15 protein-coding genes are annotated in these 17,570 nt (G+C 71.7%); 10 read left to right on the forward strand and 5 right to left on the reverse strand.

Features of this window, described 5'->3' with window-relative positions; translation table 11 throughout:
* Nucleotides 1-61 precede the first annotated feature (61 nt).
* Genes PYS65_RS07125 through PYS65_RS07140 form a run of 4 tightly spaced genes read left to right on the forward strand, consistent with a single transcriptional unit; the run spans nucleotide 62 to nucleotide 3,705 of the window.
* Entirely contained in the window at nucleotides 62-1,333 is a 1,272-nt protein-coding gene (locus PYS65_RS07125) for a cytochrome P450 (RefSeq protein ID WP_279332945.1), read from the forward strand.
* A gap of 49 nt (nucleotides 1,334-1,382) precedes the next feature.
* Nucleotides 1,383-1,967 carry a DUF3995 domain-containing protein gene (locus PYS65_RS07130; protein ID WP_279332946.1) on the forward strand — a complete coding sequence of 195 codons (585 nt, stop codon included), beginning with the start codon at nucleotides 1,383-1,385 and terminating at the stop codon, nucleotides 1,965-1,967.
* Nucleotides 1,964-2,920 carry an ATP-binding cassette domain-containing protein gene (locus PYS65_RS07135; RefSeq protein ID WP_279332947.1) on the forward strand — a complete coding sequence of 319 codons (957 nt, stop codon included), beginning with the start codon at nucleotides 1,964-1,966 and terminating at the stop codon, nucleotides 2,918-2,920. Before PYS65_RS07130 ends, PYS65_RS07135 begins: the two co-directional genes overlap by 4 nt.
* A complete protein-coding gene (locus PYS65_RS07140; RefSeq protein WP_279332948.1) occupies nucleotides 2,917-3,705 on the forward strand; it encodes an ABC transporter permease in 789 nt (262 codons plus the stop codon). Before PYS65_RS07135 ends, PYS65_RS07140 begins: the two co-directional genes overlap by 4 nt.
* A gap of 434 nt (nucleotides 3,706-4,139) precedes the next feature.
* Here the strand turns inward: PYS65_RS07140 and PYS65_RS07145 are convergent, their stop codons facing one another.
* Both PYS65_RS07145 and PYS65_RS07150 read right to left on the reverse strand, forming a co-directional pair.
* Entirely contained in the window at nucleotides 4,140-6,125 is a 1,986-nt protein-coding gene (locus tag PYS65_RS07145; protein ID WP_279332949.1) for an ABC1 kinase family protein, read from the reverse strand.
* A 10-nt stretch (nucleotides 6,126-6,135) separates the two neighbouring features.
* The gene (locus PYS65_RS07150; protein ID WP_279332950.1) at nucleotides 6,136-8,286 is read right to left on the reverse strand and encodes an MMPL family transporter; all 2,151 of its coding nucleotides are present in this window, start codon (nucleotides 8,284-8,286) and stop codon (nucleotides 6,136-6,138) included.
* A 387-nt stretch (nucleotides 8,287-8,673) separates the two neighbouring features.
* Between PYS65_RS07150 and PYS65_RS07155 the strand changes: the two genes are divergently transcribed.
* Nucleotides 8,674-9,699, forward strand: a complete 1,026-nt coding sequence (locus PYS65_RS07155; protein WP_279332951.1) for a polyprenyl synthetase family protein — start codon at nucleotides 8,674-8,676, stop codon at nucleotides 9,697-9,699.
* 147 nt (nucleotides 9,700-9,846) lie between these two features.
* Nucleotides 9,847-11,748, forward strand: coding sequence for an AfsR/SARP family transcriptional regulator (locus PYS65_RS07160; RefSeq protein WP_279332952.1), 1,902 nt, complete (start codon nucleotides 9,847-9,849; stop codon nucleotides 11,746-11,748).
* Between the two features lie 10 nt (nucleotides 11,749-11,758).
* On the opposite strand, the gene PYS65_RS07165 is transcribed toward PYS65_RS07160, so the two are convergent.
* The 3 genes from PYS65_RS07165 to ctaD all read right to left on the reverse strand — a co-directional run bounded on the left by PYS65_RS07165 (nucleotide 11,759) and on the right by ctaD (nucleotide 14,488).
* On the reverse strand, nucleotides 11,759-12,142 hold the full coding sequence (locus PYS65_RS07165) for a DUF6269 family protein (RefSeq protein ID WP_279332953.1): 384 nt from the start codon (nucleotides 12,140-12,142) through the stop codon (nucleotides 11,759-11,761).
* A 336-nt stretch (nucleotides 12,143-12,478) separates the two neighbouring features.
* Nucleotides 12,479-12,826 carry a hypothetical protein gene (locus PYS65_RS07170; protein ID WP_279332954.1) on the reverse strand — a complete coding sequence of 116 codons (348 nt, stop codon included), beginning with the start codon at nucleotides 12,824-12,826 and terminating at the stop codon, nucleotides 12,479-12,481.
* Between the two features lie 3 nt (nucleotides 12,827-12,829).
* Complete coding sequence (gene ctaD, locus PYS65_RS07175) at nucleotides 12,830-14,488, reverse strand: aa3-type cytochrome oxidase subunit I (protein ID WP_423836073.1); 1,659 nt, start codon at nucleotides 14,486-14,488, stop codon at nucleotides 12,830-12,832.
* A gap of 236 nt (nucleotides 14,489-14,724) precedes the next feature.
* On the opposite strand from ctaD, the gene PYS65_RS07180 reads away from it, so the two are divergent.
* From PYS65_RS07180 to PYS65_RS07195, 4 genes are all read left to right on the forward strand, one after another.
* Nucleotides 14,725-14,949 (forward strand): zinc-binding dehydrogenase, encoded by a 225-nt coding sequence (locus tag PYS65_RS07180; protein WP_279332955.1) that lies wholly within the window; start codon nucleotides 14,725-14,727, stop codon nucleotides 14,947-14,949.
* 115 nt (nucleotides 14,950-15,064) lie between these two features.
* Nucleotides 15,065-15,922 carry a TIM barrel protein gene (locus PYS65_RS07185; protein WP_279332956.1) on the forward strand — a complete coding sequence of 286 codons (858 nt, stop codon included), beginning with the start codon at nucleotides 15,065-15,067 and terminating at the stop codon, nucleotides 15,920-15,922.
* Between the two features lie 47 nt (nucleotides 15,923-15,969).
* The gene (locus tag PYS65_RS07190) at nucleotides 15,970-16,863 is read left to right on the forward strand and encodes a 2-hydroxy-3-oxopropionate reductase (RefSeq protein ID WP_279332957.1); all 894 of its coding nucleotides are present in this window, start codon (nucleotides 15,970-15,972) and stop codon (nucleotides 16,861-16,863) included.
* 311 nt (nucleotides 16,864-17,174) lie between these two features.
* Nucleotides 17,175-17,411, forward strand: coding sequence for a hypothetical protein (locus PYS65_RS07195; protein ID WP_279332958.1), 237 nt, complete (start codon nucleotides 17,175-17,177; stop codon nucleotides 17,409-17,411).
* Nucleotides 17,412-17,570 lie beyond the last annotated feature (159 nt).

Raw genomic sequence — 17,570 nt, forward strand, 5'->3', positions numbered from 1 at the left:
ACCGCCGGGGTACCACCGTACCGACGACCCGCCACAGCGCACCGACTTGGAGCATGCCCCTATGACCAGCGCCACCGCGACGGCACTGGGCGGAGCCGACGTCGAGGACCGTGAGCTCGACAGCTTCGACCTGACCGATCCCCTGACCTATCAGACGACCGACGTCCACGCCATGTGGCGCCGGTTCCGCACCGAGCGCCCGGTACACCGTCATCCGGCGACCGCGGCCGGACCCGAGTTCTGGGTCCTGTCCCGGTACGACGACATCATGAAGGTGTACAAGGACGACGACGACTTCACCTCCGAGCGGGGGAACCTGCTGGTCACGCTGTTGCACGGCAGTGACTCCGCGGCGGGCAAGATGCTCGCGGTCACCGACGGCCCCCGGCACGCGGCGATCCGCAAGCTGATGCTCAAGTCGTTCTCGCCGCGCGCCCTGCGGCACATCTCGGAGCAGGTCGTGCAGCGCACCCGCCTGCTCCTCAAGGGCGCGGTGGAGCGGGGCGAGGCGGACTTCGCGCGGGATGTCGCCGAGCACATCCCGATCGCCACCATCTGCGACCTGCTGGGCGTCCCCGAGTCGGACCGCGCCTTCCTGCTCGGCCTCAACAAGCAGGCACTCAGCTCCAGTACGGCCGACACCAGTGCCGAGGACTCCTGGCTCGCCCGCAACGAGATCCTCCTGTACTTCGGCGAGCTCGCCGAGGAGCGCAGGAAGAACCCGGTCGACGACGTCATCAGCGTGCTGGCCACCGGCCTGATCGACGGAAAGCCGCTCGACGAGGACGAGATCGTCCTGAACTGCTACAGCCTGATCATCGGCGGCGACGAGACCAGCCGGCTGTCGATGATCGGCGGGCTGCAGGCACTGATGCGTCACCCGGAGCAGTGGAACGCGCTGAAACAGGGCGAGGTCACGGTGGAAAGCGCGGTGGAAGAGGTGCTGCGCTGGACGACCCCGGGCATGCACTTCGGCCGCCGGGCGCTGCGGGACGTCGAGGTCGCGGGTCAGCGGATCGCCGCCGACGACATCGTCACCCTGTGGAACACCTCCGCCAACCGGGACGAGGGCGTCTTCGACGCCCCCGAGACGTTCGACCTGGCGCGCACCCCCAACAAGCACGTGTCGTTCGGCTACGGGCCGCATTTCTGTCTCGGTGCGTTCCTCGGCCGTGTCGAGATCAACGCCATGCTCGACGGACTGCGTACGGTGGCGGACCGCGTCGAGCCCAACGGCCCGGTGGAACCGGTGTTCTCCAACTTCCTCAGTGGTCTGGAGAGCCTGCCCGTCCGCTTCGAGGCGGACCGTGAAGGGCTCGCACAGTGGGACTGAGGGCCGTTCGTTCCGCCCGCAGGTCCTGATGAGAAGGAAGAGGAATCTGATGTCGAAGGCACGAGCAGAGACCACCTCGGCGTCCGCGGTCCCGGTCTCCCGGTGGGAGCGGACCGTCGGGTACTGCGCTGTGGTCGCCGGGCTCGCCTACGCCCTGCCGCACCTGTGGTGGGGGCTGGGGATCATGTTCGCCTACCCCGACACCCCCGAGTCGGTGCCGGACGTGGCCTGGCAGCGCATGATCGCCTTCTGGGGCATGGGGGCGGCCGCCACGCTCGCCGCCCTCGCGACCACCGCTCTCTTCCGGCCCTGGGGGGACTTCTTCCCCCGGTGGCTCCGCATCGGGGCGGCCCTGACCGCCGGCACCGGGCTCACCCTGTGGGGACTCGGCTACGGCTACCTGCGGTTCTTCGTCGCCGTGGGCAGGGTCGAGCCGAGCGCGGAAGTGGCCGCCTCCTTCGGGCCCTGGAACTTCTACTGGTATCCCGTGTTCTTCGTCTGGGGCGTTTCGCTGGCGCTCGCCGGTCTCCATCTGCGCCACCGCCCCCGCCGCCCCGCCGCCCCCGGGACCGACGTCCCGCAGCCGGACGGACCGGCCCGGAGGGCACCGTCAACCACCGAGGTGAACTCGTGACGAACGCCATCGAGGCCGAAGGCCTCCGCAAGAGTTACAAGGGGCACGAGGCACTGAGCGGGGTGTCCCTCTCCGTGCCCGAGGGAACGGTCCTCGGACTGCTCGGCCCCAACGGTGCGGGCAAGACCACCACCGTCCGTATCCTGGCCACTCTGCTCCGGCCCGAGGAGGGCCGCGCGACGGTGGCCGGATTCGACGCCCTCAGACAGCCCAAGGAGGTACGCCGCCGGATCGGCCTCACCGGCCAGTACGCGGCCCTCGACGAACGGCTCACCGGCCGCGAGAACCTGCGGCTCATCGGCACTCTGCTCCACCTGGGCAAGGGCCCCTCGCGCCGGAGGGCGGACGAGTTGCTGGAGCGGTTCGAGCTCTCCGAGGCCGCCGACCGGGTGGTACGGACCTACTCCGGCGGCATGCGTCGGCGACTGGACCTGGCGGCCAGCCTGATGGTCGACCCGCCGGTCCTCTTTCTCGACGAGCCGACCACCGGACTCGACCCCAGCAGCCGGCTCGTGCTGTGGGGGATGATCCGGGAGCAGGTGGCCAAGGGCGTCACCGTCCTGCTGACCACCCAGTACCTGGAGGAGGCCGACCAGCTCGCCGACCGCATCGTGGTGATCGACTCCGGCAAGGTGATCGCCGACGGCACCGCCGACCAGCTGAAGCAGAAGGTCGGCAACGAGCGCCTCGAGGTCGCCGCGGTCGCCGCCGAGGACACCTCCCGGGTGGTGGCCGCGATCGGTGCCCGGCTCGCGACCAGCCCGTCGGTGGCCGAGGACGGCCGCACCGTGTCGGTGCCGTTGCCCAACGGCATCGGCGGTGTCGCCGCCGCGGCAGCAGCGGTCGAGGAACTCGGCGTCGACATAGCGGAGTTCGCCGTTCGGCGCCCTTCGCTCGACGATGTTTTCATGACGCTGACCGGCCAGACGGCCAAGGAGAGGGATTCGGCGTGACCGAGACACTGAGTGACGTACGGGCGTTGGTGGGCCGCCACTTCCGGCACATCTACCGCATACCCGAGCAGCTGATCAGCGTCACCATCATGCCGATCGCCTTCGTGCTGATCTTCGGCATGCTGTTCGGCAGCGCCATGACGGTGGAGGGCGGCAGCTACCAGGAATACATCATGGCGGGCATCTTCATCCAGGTGATGATGGCCAACATCTCCCAGACGGCCCTGGGCGTCGTCGGGGACCTGAGCAACGGCCTGGTGGACCGCTTCCGTTCACTGCCGATCTCCCGCTCCGCGGTACTGATCGGCCGTACCACGGCGGACATGGCGCTCGCCGCCTGGTCCTGCGTCCTGATGGCCGGTGTCGGCTATCTCATCGGCTGGCGCATCCACAACGGACTGCCCAAGGCCCTCGCGGCGTTCGGGCTGCTGCTCCTGCTCGGCTTCGCCATGTCGTGGCTGGGCGCACTGCTCGGTCTGGCGCTGCGCAGCACCGAATCGGTCAACGCCCTGGCGTTCATGGCGATGATGCCGCTGGTGTTCCTGTCCAACGCGTTCGTCCCGCCCGACGGGCTGCCGACATGGCTGAGGGTCGTCGCCGAATGGAACCCGGTCAGCATGGTGGTCACCGCCTGCCGGCAGCTCTTCGGCAACCCCACCGTGGGCGTCGGCACGGGGCTGCCGGCCGAGCACCCCATCGCGATGTCGCTGCTCCTGATCGGTGTCATCCTCGCCGTGGTCGTCCCGCTGTCGGGCCGCGCCTACAGCACGGCGACCGCCCGCTGAGGGCGGCCGTCCCGTACGCCGGAGGGCTCGTTCGCGTGCTCGCCGGAGCAGTTCACGCGACTACGCCCGGCTGGGGTCTCCCAGCCGGGCGTAGTCGCGTGGGCGGCCGTTCGGGTTCGGCGGCGCCGGCGCCGAGGAGGGCGCGGGTGAAGGCCCAGGGCGCCGGTTCCTTCCGGAACCGGCGCCCTGGGCTTGGGGTGCTCGGCAGACGCCTCGTGGACCACGTGCCGCTCCGACCCGGCCGGGAACACCTCCCGCGGGACATGACACATCTGCCGCGGGTTCCGCTCCTTGTCCGGCATCGCCGGGACGGCGTCCCGGCGGTACCGGTTCGAACCGAGCCCGCAGGGCTCGTAGCGGGAGCGGCGGCCGTCGTCACGGCCCTGAACCGGGGCCCGTCGGTATCGGGGCCCGTCGGCGCCGGACGGCCCGGGTCAGCGGCGGCCGCGGGAGAGCGTGAACAGCACCCGTAGCGTCAGCACCGAGGCGACGAGGAGCATATTGCACCCGAGCACCTCGAACAGTCCGACCGACGGGGTGATCTCCGGCCCGCCGGGCGTCCGCAGCAGCATCACCCCGACCACCCCGGCCGCACCGCCGCTGAAGGCCAGCAGTACGTCGTGGACGATGCCACGGACGAAGTCCCGGTCACGTTCGTCGGCCAGCACCCGGACGTTCACGTTCAGCCGTCCCTGCTCCAGGATCTCCGTGATGCGGTCCACCCGGCGCGGCAGCCGGCGCAGGACCGGCAGCAGCGTGAGCATCTCGTCCGCGGCCGCCCGTCCGAGGCTCCCCGGGGCCAGCTTCCGCCGGGCCTGGGAGGTCGCGAACCGGCGGGCCTCGGCGATGATGTCGTAGTCGGGGACCAGCCGGCCGAGGGACGCCTCCAGCGTCGACAGGGAACGGAACACGGCTGCGATCTCGCCGGGCACGACGAGTCCGTACTTGGTCACCAGCAGGAACAGCGCGGCGAACATGTCCCGGTCCGGCCGGCTCCCCGGAAGCAGGTGCCGGGCCATGAACCGGCCCAGGTCACGGGCCAGCCGGTTCTCGTCGGCCGGTTCCGGCCGGTGCTCCACCAGCTCCAGCAGCGCGTCGCAGAGGGCCTGCTGGTCGTTGCGGTGGATCGCGACCAGCAGGTCGCGCAGCGCCGAACGCAGCACCCGGTCGATACGACCGGCGCAGCCGAAGTCCAGCAGTCCCGGTCGTCCGTCGTCCAGCAGCATGATGTTGCCCGGGTGCGGATCGGCGTGGAAGACGCCGTCCGACATGATCTGCGCGAGAACACAGTCCAACAGGGCTCCGGCGAGCACCGTCCGGTCGAGTCCGCGGGCGTCGGCGTACTCGGCGGCCCTGTCGAGCGTCTTCCCGTCCAGCCACTCCACCACCAGCACGCGGGCGGTGGTCAGACCGTCGTGGACGGCGGGGATCTTCACTGCCGGGCGCGGGGCCGGATCTTCCGACGGGTGCTGTCCCGCATCGGCCCCCCGTGCGGCGGCGACCTCCCGGGTGTTGCGGGCCTCGGTGCGGAAGTCGAGTTCCTCCCGGAGGGAGGCGGCGAAGCCCCGGGCCAGTCCGGTGACTCCGACGGAACGGCCCCACGCGGTGCGTTCGTCGGCCCTCCGGGCGAGCCACAGAAGGATGTCCAGGTCGCGTTCCACCACCTGGCGGGCCCGGGGGCGCTGCACCTTGACGGCGACCGCCCGGCCGTCCCGCAGCCTCGCCCGGTGCACCTGGGCGACGGAGCCGGCCGCCAGCGGCACGGTGTCGAACTCGGCGAACACCTCGCCCGGTGGGGCTCCGAGGTCCTCGGTGAGCGCCTGTTCGATGTCGTCCCAGTGCTCGGCGGCCGCCGAGCACTGGAGCAGGCTCAGTTCGTCGATGAACTCGGCGGGCAGCAGGTCGTAGCGGGTGGAGAGCATCTGGCCGAGTTTGACGAAGGTGGTGCCCGCCTCCTCCAGGGCCATCCGCAGGGCACGGGCGTGCTCCGTCCGGGTGGCGCCCGTCGCCGGGCGGGTCAGGCCGGACAGCCGCGGGAGGCGGCCCAGCCCGTGCCGGAGGGCGATCCTGCTGAGCTCGGTGAAGCGCTGGGTGCGCGCCACCCGGCGCTTCACCGAGCGGGGCCAGCGGACGATGCCGCCGACCGACCCGCTGGGCACCACCGCCTCGGACAGGGCCAGGAAGATCATGGCGGCCAGCAGGGCGCAGCCCACCTGGACGGTCCCCAGCACGGGGCCCGCCGCGGCGGGCCCCATCGCGGAACTCACCAGTCCGATGGTGAGCAGCCCGGTGCATCCGGTGAGCAGGGAACGCAGCACGCCGATCCGCAGACCGAGCAGTCTGCGCGCCCCGAAACCGAGTATCACCAGACCGAGGGCGATGGTGCCCACAGCGGTCAGGACGACGACGAACGCGGTCAACGTGAGGAGGTCACGTCGTGGCCGGCTCGGGTGCCGACGTCGGCACGGCCTCGTCGCTCTCCGCCGGTTCCCGACGGTCGCGACCCGGCCACCAGGCCCGTTCACCGAGCAGCGAGGTGACCGCCGGTACCAGGACGAGCGCCATCACGAAGGCGGCGATCAGGATGCCGAACGACACCGCGAAGCCCAGCTGCTGGAGCATGCTGTTGGCGGCCAGCATCAGCACGCCGAAGGTGCCGGCCAGGATGACGGCGGCGGCCCCGATGGTGGGCGCCGAGTGGGTCACGGCGAGCCGGACGGCCTCCTGCTGGGTCCTGCCCCGGGCGATCTCCTCGCGGAGGCGGGCCACCATGAGGATGTTGTAGTCGGTACCGATCGCCACCACGAAGAGGTAGACGAACACGGGCAGCGCGAACATCAGCCCGTTCTCGCCCTTGATCTGCTGGAAGACCAGGACGGTCGAGCCGAGGGTGGCACCGAACCCGAGGCCCACGGCCACGATCAGGTACCAGGGCGCGACGGCGCTGCGCAGCAGGAGTCCGAGAATCACCATGATGGCGATGCCGGCGATCGGGAAGACCAGCGAGTAGTCGTGCTCCACGGCGGTGCGGATGTCCGCGAGGACCGCGCTGGTGCCGCCGACGAGCGCCTCGGTGCCCTCGGGCGCCACCCGGTGCGCGGTGTCGCGCAGGTCTCCGGAGACCAGGTCGATGGCCGCCTCCTCGGCGGGGCGGAAGTCCAGGACCACGCTGAACTGCGCCGCGTCCCCGGCGGTGCCGAGCATGGCCGGGGAGACGTCTCCGACGCCCTCGACCCCGGAGAGCTGTTCGCGGAACGTCTCCAGGTCGGCCGGGTCGAGCCGGGAGCCGTCCTTGGAGGCGACGAGCACCAGGGAGGGGTCGGTCTGCCCGGCGGAGAAGCCGTTCCTGAGGTCCTTGGACGCCTGGACGGACTCCAGGTTCTGCGGCAGCGAGCTCTCGCTGTCGAACTCGGCGCTGAAGCCGAACGCGGCCACGCTCATGACGGCCAGCAGGCCGCCGGAGAGACCCGCGAGGAGGCGGGGCCGCCGGGAGACGAGGGTGCCGAGCCGGCCGGCGAGGGCGTTCCTGGGCTGCTTCTTCCACGCCTTGGACGGCCAGAACGCTTTGGTGCCCAGCAGCGAGAAGACGGCGGGTACGAGAGTGAGGGAGGCCAGCAGGGTGACGGCCACGGCGATGGCCAGCGACGGACCCATGGCGCGCAGCATGCCCATGGTGGAGAGCACCAGGGCGAGGAAGGCGACGATGACCGCGCCGGCCGCGGAGGCGATGGTCTCGCCGACCCGGGTCACCGCGTCGATCATGGCCTCCTTGGCTTCCTGCCCCTCCCGCAACTGCTCGCGGTACCGGAAGAGCAGGAACAGGATGTAGTCGGTGCCGACGCCGAACAGCACCACGATGAGGATGGCGGAGACCGAGTTGTCGGCCTGGAGCCCGCCGAGTTCGGCGGCGGTGGCGATCAGCCCGGTGGCCACCACGAACACCAGAAGAATCAGCAGCACCGGCAGCAGCGCGATGAGCGGACTGCGGAAGATCAACAGCAGCAGCACCACGATCAGCACCAGGGTCGCCAGCATGATCATCGCATCGGTGTTGCCGGAGGACTCGAGGTTGTCCAGCCCGCTGGCGGTCGGCCCGGTCACCCCCATGCTCAGGCCGCTCTTCGCGAGCAGCGGCTTGGCGTCCGCCCGGAGCTGCTTCACCGACTCGAAGAGCTTCTGGTCGTAGTGGTTCTCCGTCGTGGCGAAGACACTCGCCAGCGCCACCTTGCCGTTGGGCGAGACCGCCTCGGGGCTCGCGAGGACCGACTTCACCTTGGCGTAGCCCTCCGCCTGCAGGGCCCCGGCGATCCGGGTCACCTCCGCCAGGTCGGCCGGAGAGAGCTTGCCCCCGTCGGCGCGTTGGAACACCGCGATGGCGGAGGGCTGCTCCGCCGTCGGGAACGCGCGCTGCTGCAGCTCCGTGACACGCACCGACTCGTAGTGGGACGGCAGGAAGTCCGCCTGGTCGTTGGTGCTCTTCAGCTGCGGCGCCAGCGCGACCGCGGCGACGGTCGCGACGAGCCAGGCGACGATCGTCAGCCAGGGCCGGTGGACGGCGAACCGCCCTATCCGTCCGAACATGGTGCTCCTTCGTGCTTCCTCGGCTGGGGGGGGATACCGGGGCCAGTACATGGGGGTCGCCGGTTCTCCCCGCAGTCTGGCCGCCTGTTCCGCCGCCCGACGACGACGAGCCGCCAATGCGGCAAGAACCTGCCAGGGCCGTTGCCCGCGGTCCGGGCCCGGTGTGACAGTCCTGATGTACGCAGCGCGATCCGGTGCGGCACCCCTGGCGTCCGCAGCGCGACCCGTCGCGGACGCTCTCCACTCCTCTGGCCCGCCGCGCCCGCCCTCCGGCCCTGCCGCGGCAGCGGAAGGGCATCCGGCTGTCCGGAGCCTGCCCCGCGCGGCGGCCGTCCGCAGTGTCCGGCCGGGAGATCCCGTGCCTCATCTTCTTCATCAGGAGCCCGGATGAACCTGTTGAGCGCCCCGGAGCACCGTTCCCTCGTGTCCGGACTGGCCATCGACGACCCGGCACTGCGGGACCGGCTGGCCGAGCGTCTGCGAAGCGTCGAACAGCACCTCCGGGAGCGCACCGCCCGTACCGCCGACCCCCGTGTCGCCCCGCTCGTCGGGCATCTCGTGGCCACCGGCGGAAAGCGGCTGCGGCCCCTTCTGGTCCTGCTGGGTGCGGAGTTCGGGGATGCGGAGAGCGAGGGGGCCGTCGACGCGGCCGTCCTGGCCGAACTCGTCCATGTTTCCTCCCTCTACCACGACGACGTCATCGACAACGCCGACACCCGGCACGGGGCGGCCAGCGCCAACGCCCGCTGGGGGAACCGCCGCGCGGTGTTCGCCGGGGACTGGCTCCTCGCCCAGGCCGCCCAGCTGGCCTGCGCACTCGGGCCGCACGCGGTGCGGATGAACGCGGTGACCGCCGACCGGCTGGTGCAGGGCCAGATGCTGGAGCTGCTCGGCCCGGATTCCGGGACCGCTCCCCTGGACCACTACTTCCAGGTGACGGCCGGCAAGTCCGCGTCCCTGATCGCCCTGTCGCTGCGACTCGGTGCCCTGCAGGCGGGCGCGTCCGCCGCGTACGTCGACGCTCTCGCCGAGTACGGCGAGCAACTGGGCCTCGCCTTCCAGATATCCGACGACCTCCTCGACATCGAGGCACCCGCCTCCTCATCGGGCAAGGAACCGGGAAAGGACGTGGAGGCCGGGGTGCTCAGTCTCCCTGTGCTGCTCGCCCTGTTCGACGACGAACCGGGCGACGGTGAGCTGCGTGCCCTGCTCGCCGCCGGGCCGGCCGCCGGGACGCACCCGCACCGCCGGGCGTTGGAACTCCTGCGGGACTCCCCCGCGCTCGCCACGGCCGAGGCCATGATGGACGATCGCCTGGCCCTGGCCCGTACCGCCCTCGCAGCCCTGCCGCCGACCCCTGCACGCTGGGTCCTCGGCTCGCTCTGCGACTTCGTGGCCCACCGCAGGGGCTGAACCACCTTCTGGAGACCGAACATGCCGGGGTACAGCGACACCGTGCGCGACTTCGTCCGACCCGGATCCGCGGGAACGGGCCGCGTCCGGCCGCCCGCCACGCAACCGCGCCCGGCCGCCGGGCCGCGAGGACGAAGACCGGCGGGTGTGAACGGCCTCGAGCCGTCCGTGTTCCGCGTACTCGGGTCGGTCGAGGCCGAGGCCGGCGGACGGGCGGTCACCCTCGGCGGAGCGAAGCAGCGCACGGTTCTCGCGGCGATGCTGCTCGCCGGGGGCCGGCCGCTCTCCGACGACCGGCTCAAGGCCCTGCTGTGGGGGTGCGAACCGCCCGCCACGGCGACGGCCCAGCTCTACACCTACGTCTCCCGGCTCAGGAAGTGCCTGGGTACCGACATCCACCTGGAGCGGCACGCCCACGCCTACCGACTGGACACACGGGGCGCCTTCTTCGACTGGACGGTTTTCGAGAGCCTGGTGGACCGCGGTCGCGCGGACCTGACGGCGGGCCGCTACACCGCGGCCGCCGACCGTCTCGGGCAGGCGCTCGCGTTACGGCGCGGGCCGGTCCTCTCCGATGTCACCGTCCACCTCAGGGAACGCCAGCGGCCCTTGCTGGACGAGGCCCTCCTCTCCACGCGGGAAGACCGGATCGAAGCCGAACTGGCCCTGGGAGGCCACGACGCGGCGGTTCCGCAGCTGATGCGGCTCGTGATGGAGAACCCCCTGCGCGAGCGGCTGCTCGGCCAGCTCATGACCGCTCTGCACCGGTGCGGCCGGCAGGCGGAGGCCCTCGCGGTGTACGAGCGCGGCCGACGGATGCTCCGTGACGAGCTGGGGGTGGACCCGGGCCGGGCCCTGCGTGACATCCGGCAGGCCGTGCTGACGGGCACGCTCGCGCGGTCCGTCGCGCGCGGGGAAGCGGAGCTCTCCGGCACGGCGCTCGCCCTGCCGGACGGTGGGCCCCGCTCCGCGGTGGCACGGGCGCGGGCGCGCGACCGCGGCGCCTGGAACGGTGTCGTGCCCGCGATGCTGCCCGCCGACGTCGCGGACTTCTCCGGTCGCCGCCGGGAACTGGCCGCCCTCATGGCCGACCTGCGCCGAGCAGGGCCCTCCCCCCTCGTGGTGACGGGCGCCGCGGGTACCGGCACATCGGCCCTGGCCGTGCACGCGGCGCACCGGGCACGGCAGAGCTTCCCGGACGGGCAGCTTCATGCCGACCTGTCCGGAGGGTCCGGACGCCCCCGCTCCCCCGGCGAGGTACTCGGCTGGTTCCTCCGGGCCATGGGCGTCGCGGAGCACGAACTTCCGGCGTCTACGGAGGAGCGCGGCCAGCTCTACCGCAGCCTGCTCGCCGACCGCCGGATGCTGGTGCTCCTGGACAACGCCGTGGACGACCGCCAGGTCCGCCCGCTGCTGCCCGGCACGGACGGCTGCCGCACGCTGATCACCGGCCGGGACTCCTTCACCACCCTGCCGGGAGTGCGTCCGGTCCCCCTCGGCCCGATGAGCGCCAGGGAGGGCCACCGGATGCTGAGCGCGATCGTGGGGCCCGAACGGACCGGGGACGAGCCCGACGCGGCCGCCCGCATCGTCGAACTGTGCGACCGGCTGCCGCTCGCCCTGCGGATCGTGGCGGCCCGGCTGGCTGCGCACCCGCGCCGACGACTCGCGGCGGCGGCGGCCCGGCTCGAACCGGAGGAACGCAGGCTCGACGAACTGCGGGAGGGCGACCTGGACATCCGGGCGGCGCTGTCCTCCGGTCACCGGCGGGTGACCGGACCGGTGCGCACGGCCTTGGGTGTCCTGGCGTCCGGCTGCCCCGACGTCTTCGACTCGCAGGAGGCGGCGAACGCCCTCAGCTGCCTGGAGGAGGACGCCGAGGACGCTCTGGAGACGCTGGCCGCCGCCCGCCTGCTGGAGGTGTCCGGTCCGGCCCCGCACCGCTACCGCCTCACGCCGCTGGTCCGCCTCTTCGCCCGCGAGCAGAGCCGCGGGGGACCGGCTTCACCCGGCACGCCGGACGGCGGGCGACGACCGGTCATCTGCTGACGGAACACGGTCAGCCGCAACCTCCCGCGTGCCCCTCGTCGAGGCGGAACGACATCGGGGAGCCCTCCTCACTGCTGCGCGGGAGCAGCGAACAGCTCAGGGAGTCGATGTAGCTGGCCACCAGATCGCTCCACCGGATGTCGGAGTCGAGGTCCCACCGGTCGAGCAGTTCCGAGGACGGGCCGGCCGGCTCGGTTCCCCCGAAGCCGTCCTGCTGCACGAGATCCCAGATCGTGTCCCGGGCGGTCGCCTCGTCGGACACGCTCTGGCCGTTCAGGACCGTCATCAGGTTCATCCCTCCTTGTTCCAACCAGGACGTGATCTCCTCCTCCAGTTCCGCCGGCAGCTGCTCGCTGTCGCGGTCGTCCCCCTCATGGGGCATCCTCCCGCTCATAACCGCCTCCCTCGTCGACACGGATCCGATCGGTCAGTACCGGAACAGCATCCGGGAAGCGTCTATGAATCACCTATGGAAAGCGGTCCTGCCCGAACTCCTTGACTTCTTGGACCCACCGGCCGGGACACCCGCGCGGCGTGCCGACGGGGTCTGCACGGTGATCGGTCCGTTGCTCCGGGCCGGGGAAGAGGTGGCTGTGGACGTTCGGGGGCGTCGCGGCGCCGGTGTGCCCCGACCGCTCCGGCACGACCTTGGCGGAATCCCCCGCGGCCGTACCGACCGCCGTGGCCCGTGAGGTGGACGCGAGGTCATCGCCTCGGGGGGTCCTGTCGTTCACTCCTCCGGTGTGCGGGTGGGGTGGGGGCGGTGCAACTGCGCCCAGAGGCGGGCCTCTTCGCGTGTGCTGCGCCGGCGGTGGACGGCGGCACGTCCCCAGAGGCCGGTCGTGACGGTCGCCCCCGTCAGGGCCGCCGCACAGGGCGGCCACCAGCCCCCGGTCACGAGCAGGAGTACGGCGACGACGGCTGCCGTGCTCCAGCCGCTGAGGCAGGCCACCGCCTCGGCACGCCGGGACGCGGGCCGGTCGGCCCCCGCGCGCAGGTCGACGAGGGCCGGCAGGTACCAGACGGAGCCGGCCGTGGTCACCGCCGCGGCGCCGAGGGCCAGGACTGGATGGGACACGGCTCAGCCCACCGTCTCCAGGGCGGCGATCTCCGGATGGTGCACGTCGAAGGCCGGGGATTCGGACCGGATGCGGGGCAGGGAGGTGAAGTTGTGGCGCGGGGGCGGGCAGGAGGTGGCCCACTCCAGGGAGCGGCCGTAGCCCCAGGGATCGTCGACCTCGACCTTCTTGCCGTACTTGGCCGTCTTCCACACGTTGTAGAAGAAGGGCAGGATCGACATGCCGAGCAGGAACGACCCGATCGACGACAGGGTGTTGAGGGCGGTGAAGCCGTCGGCCGCCAGGTAGTCCGAGTAGCGGCGGGGCATGCCCTCGGCGCCCAGCCAGTGCTGGACCAGGAAGGTGAGGTGGAAACCCGCCGTGAGCGTCCAGAAGGTGATCTTCCCGAGGCGTTCGTCGAGCACCTTGCCGGTGAACTTCGGCCACCAGAAGTGGAATCCGGCGAACATCGCGTACACGACCGTACCGAAGACCGTGTAGTGGAAGTGCGCGACGACGAAGTACGAGTCGGTGAGGTGGAAGTCCAGCGGCGGCGAGGCCAGGATGACTCCGGTCAGCCCGCCGAAGAGGAACGTGACGAGGAAGCCCACGGTCCAGAGCATGGGCGTCTCGAACGACAGACTGCCCTTCCACATGGTGCCGATCCAGTTGAAGAACTTCACCCCGGTGGGAATGGCGATCAGGAAGGTCATGAAGGAGAAGAACGGCAGCAGCACCCCGCCCGTGGTGTACATGTGGTGCGCCCAGACGGTCAGCGACAGACCCGCGATGGCGATCGTCGCGCCGATCAGCCCCATGTAGCCGAACATCGGCTTGCGGGAGAAGACCGGGATCACCTCGGAGACGATGCCGAAGAACGGCAGGGCCAGGATGTAGACCTCGGGGTGGCCGAAGAACCAGAACAGGTGCTGCCACAGCAGCGCCCCGCCGTTCGCCGCGTCGAAGATGTGGCCGCCGAACCCGCGGTCGTACTCCAGGGCGAACAGTGCCGCCGCCAGCACCGGGAACACCATGAGGACCAGCACGCTGGTGAGGAGCACGTTCCAGGTGAAGATCGGCAGGCGGAACATGGTCATGCCCGGCGCGCGCATGCAGAGGATCGTGGTGATGAAGTTGACCGCGCCCAGGATCGACCCGAAGCCGGACAACGCCACGCCCATGATCCACAGGTCGGCTCCCACGCCCGGCGAGTAGACGGCGTCGGAGAGCGGGGCGTACAGGAACCAGCCGAAGCCGGCGGCGCCGTCCGGGGTGAGGAAGCCGCTCGCCGCGATCGAGGAACCGAAGAAGAACAGCCAGTAGGCGAGCATGTTCAGCCGGGGGAAGGCCACGTCCGGCGCGCCGATCTGCAGCGGCATGATCCAGTTCGCGAACCCGGTGAACAGCGGCATCGCGAACATCAGCAGCATGATCGAACCGTGCATCGTGAACGCCTGGTTGAACTGCTCGTTCGACATGATCTGCAGTCCGGGGCGGGCCAGCTCCGCCCGCATCAGCAGTGCCAGCACACCGCCGACGACGAAGAACACGAACGCGGAGATCAGGTAGAGCGTCCCGATCTTCTTGTGGTCGGTGGTCGTCAGCCACTCCACCCACGACGGACGTGCCGTCCCGGGCCCGATCTCCCGGGGATGCCCGGGCGCCCCCGTGCCGGAAGCCACGGCGTGCCCCTCCGCGGTCCCCACCCCCCGCGTCTCTCGTATCTGCCCCTCGTCCACCGTCGGCGCCCTGCCCTTCCGCTCATGTCCGTACGCGTCGTCGAGCCGGGAGGGGCCGGGTCGACCGGGGTGGACGCGACGCCTCCCGGCCGCTGCCACATGATCCTTTCCGGGGTACCGGGTTCGGACAGGGCCGAACAGTCCACACCGGGGCCCGGGAGGGGGGCCCAACGGCCCTGATGCGTCCGGCGGCCGGGGCTCGTCCGGCAGCAGCTCCACGTGAGCCTCCCGGCCACCCCGGCCCAGGTGGCCGGGAGGACCTGCTCACCGTCACCGAGCTCATCGAAGCCGACGAGCTCACTCCCGCGGACGAGCACACCCACTCCCTGGCCGACACGGCCGAGGGCGTACGCCATGCGGAGCAGGGCCACGCCCGCGGCAAGGCCGCGGTCACCGTGGTGTGAGCACCCTTGCCGCGCACCCTCGCCTGCGGTCCCCCTTGACAGCCCGCCGACTTCACAGGCAGTCTTCCGTTAAGCAGAAACAGCTTTCCACCATACGGAAAGTGAGGTGGTCCTGATGCCGGGTGCCGAGTGGAGTGCCGCCGCAGAGCAGCGCTTCGACGTCAACCTGTCGATCCTCTTCACCGAACTCCCGCTCCTGGAGCGCCCCGCGGCCGCCGCCGCGGCCGGCTTCACCGCGGTCGAGCTGTGGTGGCCCTGGGCCGACTCGCCCACCCCCGGGCAGTCCGCACTGGACGGTCTGCGGAAGGCGGTCGAGGACGCGGGCGTCCGGCTCACCGGCCTGAACTTCTACGCCGGGCAGCTCCCCGGCCCGGACCGGGGCGCCCTGTCGATCCCGGGCGAGGAGTCGGAGCGGTTCCGCGCCAACGTCGAGGTCGCCGCGGACTTCGCCGAGTCCCTCGGCTGCCCGGCCCTCAACGCGCTGTACGGCAACCGCGTCGACGGCGTGGATCCCGCCGAGCAGGACGCGCTCGCCCTGGAGAACCTCGCCCTCGCCGCCCGCGCGGCCCACCGGATCGGCGCGATCCTGCTGGTCGAGGCGCTGAACCGGCCCGAGTCGCCGCGGTACCCGCTGGTGTCGGCGCCGGCGGCGGTGCGGGTCGTCGACGCGGTGAACGCGGCCACGGGGCTGGGCAACGCCCGGTTCCTGATGGACCTGTACCACCTGTCCAGGAACGGTGAGGACCTGCCCGCGGTGATCGAGCGGTACGCCGCGCGGACCGGCCATGTACAGATCGCCGACGACCCCGGCCGCGGCGCCCCCGGCACCGGATCGCTCCCGCTGGCGGACCTCCTCGGACGGCTGCGGAAGGCGGGCTACGCGGGCTGGGTCGGCCTGGAGTACAAGCCCGGCGACCGGCCGAGCGCCGAGGCCTTCGACTGGCTGCCGGCCGAGGCCCGCCCGGCCCGCTGAGCAGTGGACGCCCGCAGTCACCGCAGAGTGAGAGAGAGGCACCCCACATGAGCACCGGACTTCCCGCGGTCGCCTGGATCGGCCTCGGCATCATGGGCTCCCCCATGTCCGAGAACCTGATCAAGGCGGGCTACGACGTCACCGGTCACACCCTGGAGCAGGAGAAGCTGGACCGGTTGGCCGCCGCGGGCGGCACCGCCGCCTCCTCCGTCGCCGAGGCGGTCCGCGACGCGGACGTGATCATCACCATGGTGCCCGCCTCCCCCCAGGTGGAGGCGGTCGCCTACGGAGCCGAGGGCATCCTGGAGAACGCCCGGCCCGGCGCCCTGCTGATCGACATGTCCTCGATCACCCCGCAGACCTCGGTCGACCTGGCCGCCGCCGCGGGGGACAAGGGCATCCGGGTGCTCGACGCCCCGGTGTCCGGCGGCGAGGCGGGCGCCGTCGAGGCGGTGCTGTCCATCATGGTCGGCGGTGAGCAGGCCGACTTCGACCGGGCGAAGCCGCTCTTCGACGTACTCGGCAGGACGGTCGTGCGGTGCGGACCGCACGGCTCCGGTCAGACCGTGAAGGCCGCCAACCAGCTGATCGTCGCCGTCAACATCCAGGCGTGCGCCGAGGCCGTGGTCTTCCTGGAGAAGTCCGGCGTGGACCTGGCGGCCGCGCTGGACGTCCTGAGCGGCGGCCTCGCGGGCTCCACCGTGCTGACCCGCAAGAAGGACAACTTCCTCGCCCGTGACTTCACGCCCGGCTTCCGCATCGATCTGCACCACAAGGACATGGGCATCGTCACCGACGCCGCCCGCACCGTCGGGGCGGCCCTGCCCGTCGGCGCGGTGGTCGCCCAACTGGTCGCGAGCCTGCGCGCGCAGGGCGACGGCGGCCTGGACCACTCCGCGCTGCTGCGCGCGGTGGAGCGGCTGTCCGGCGCCCGGGTCTGACCGTCCGACCCGCGTACGGCCGCCGACGGGGGCGAGGCCGTACGCGCGGCCCGCGGGGTCTTCCCCGCGGGCGGGGCGGGGCGCCGCGGCGGCGTGCGCGCCAGTGCGGTGGTGAGGGCCGCCGGGGCACCTCCTCCGACCTGAGCGGAGGGGCACCCGGCGCCGTCGCACCCGCCGCGGTCCCCGGCCCGGCCCACCGACCCCGTCCGGCGGCGCGAACACACCGTCGCGCCCGGCCTCGCGCCGCCGGACGGCCAACGCCTCCCGGCGTCCGGGGTGCGGATCCGCCCGGCGGGCAGGAGCCTGGGGGCATGGCACCTCCCACCGGGCAACCGCACATCGTGGTCCATGCGCCGGCCCTGGACGGCTCGCGGCGGGTCACCTCGGGCGACGAGACGCTGGGCGTCGCCTCGCACGTCGACGACGTCGGCGAGATCCTGCGACTGGCGGATCTCTATGTCACCGACGTCGAGGAGGCCGACCTCATCGAGTGGCAGGGCGGCGGCCCCGACGACTGGCCGGGCCTGTCGGAGCACCACGAGGCCTGAGCGGGAGGGCGGGGGTGGGGGGCGTACGGCCGCTCCCGGTCCACCGGCGCTACGGCAGCAGACGTAGCCCTCCTACGGCACTCTCAGATCGACCTCTGAACCGGGCTCAGGAGGCTTCGAGCACCCCCGCCGACGGGCACCTACCCCGTACGCGGGGCC

The sequence above is a fragment of the Streptomyces cathayae genome (genome assembly GCF_029760955.1).
Lineage (GTDB): Bacteria > Actinomycetota > Actinomycetes > Streptomycetales > Streptomycetaceae > Streptomyces > Streptomyces cathayae.

Bases quoted from the DNA above. Each gene is read 5' to 3' on its own strand.
- PYS65_RS07125 (WP_279332945.1), top strand. From the start codon at position 62: ATGACCAGCGCCACCGCGACGGCACTGGGCGGAGCCGACGTCGAGGAC.
- PYS65_RS07130 (WP_279332946.1), top strand. From the start codon at position 1,383: ATGTCGAAGGCACGAGCAGAGACCACCTCGGCGTCCGCGGTCCCGGTC.
- PYS65_RS07150 (WP_279332950.1), bottom strand. From the start codon at position 8,286: ATGTTCGGACGGATAGGGCGGTTCGCCGTCCACCGGCCCTGGCTGACG.
- PYS65_RS07155 (WP_279332951.1), top strand. From the start codon at position 8,674: ATGAACCTGTTGAGCGCCCCGGAGCACCGTTCCCTCGTGTCCGGACTG.
- PYS65_RS07165 (WP_279332953.1), bottom strand. From the start codon at position 12,142: ATGAGCGGGAGGATGCCCCATGAGGGGGACGACCGCGACAGCGAGCAG.
- PYS65_RS07180 (WP_279332955.1), top strand. From the start codon at position 14,725: ATGCGTCCGGCGGCCGGGGCTCGTCCGGCAGCAGCTCCACGTGAGCCT.
- PYS65_RS07185 (WP_279332956.1), top strand. From the start codon at position 15,065: ATGCCGGGTGCCGAGTGGAGTGCCGCCGCAGAGCAGCGCTTCGACGTC.
- PYS65_RS07190 (WP_279332957.1), top strand. From the start codon at position 15,970: ATGAGCACCGGACTTCCCGCGGTCGCCTGGATCGGCCTCGGCATCATG.
- PYS65_RS07195 (WP_279332958.1), top strand. From the start codon at position 17,175: ATGGCACCTCCCACCGGGCAACCGCACATCGTGGTCCATGCGCCGGCC.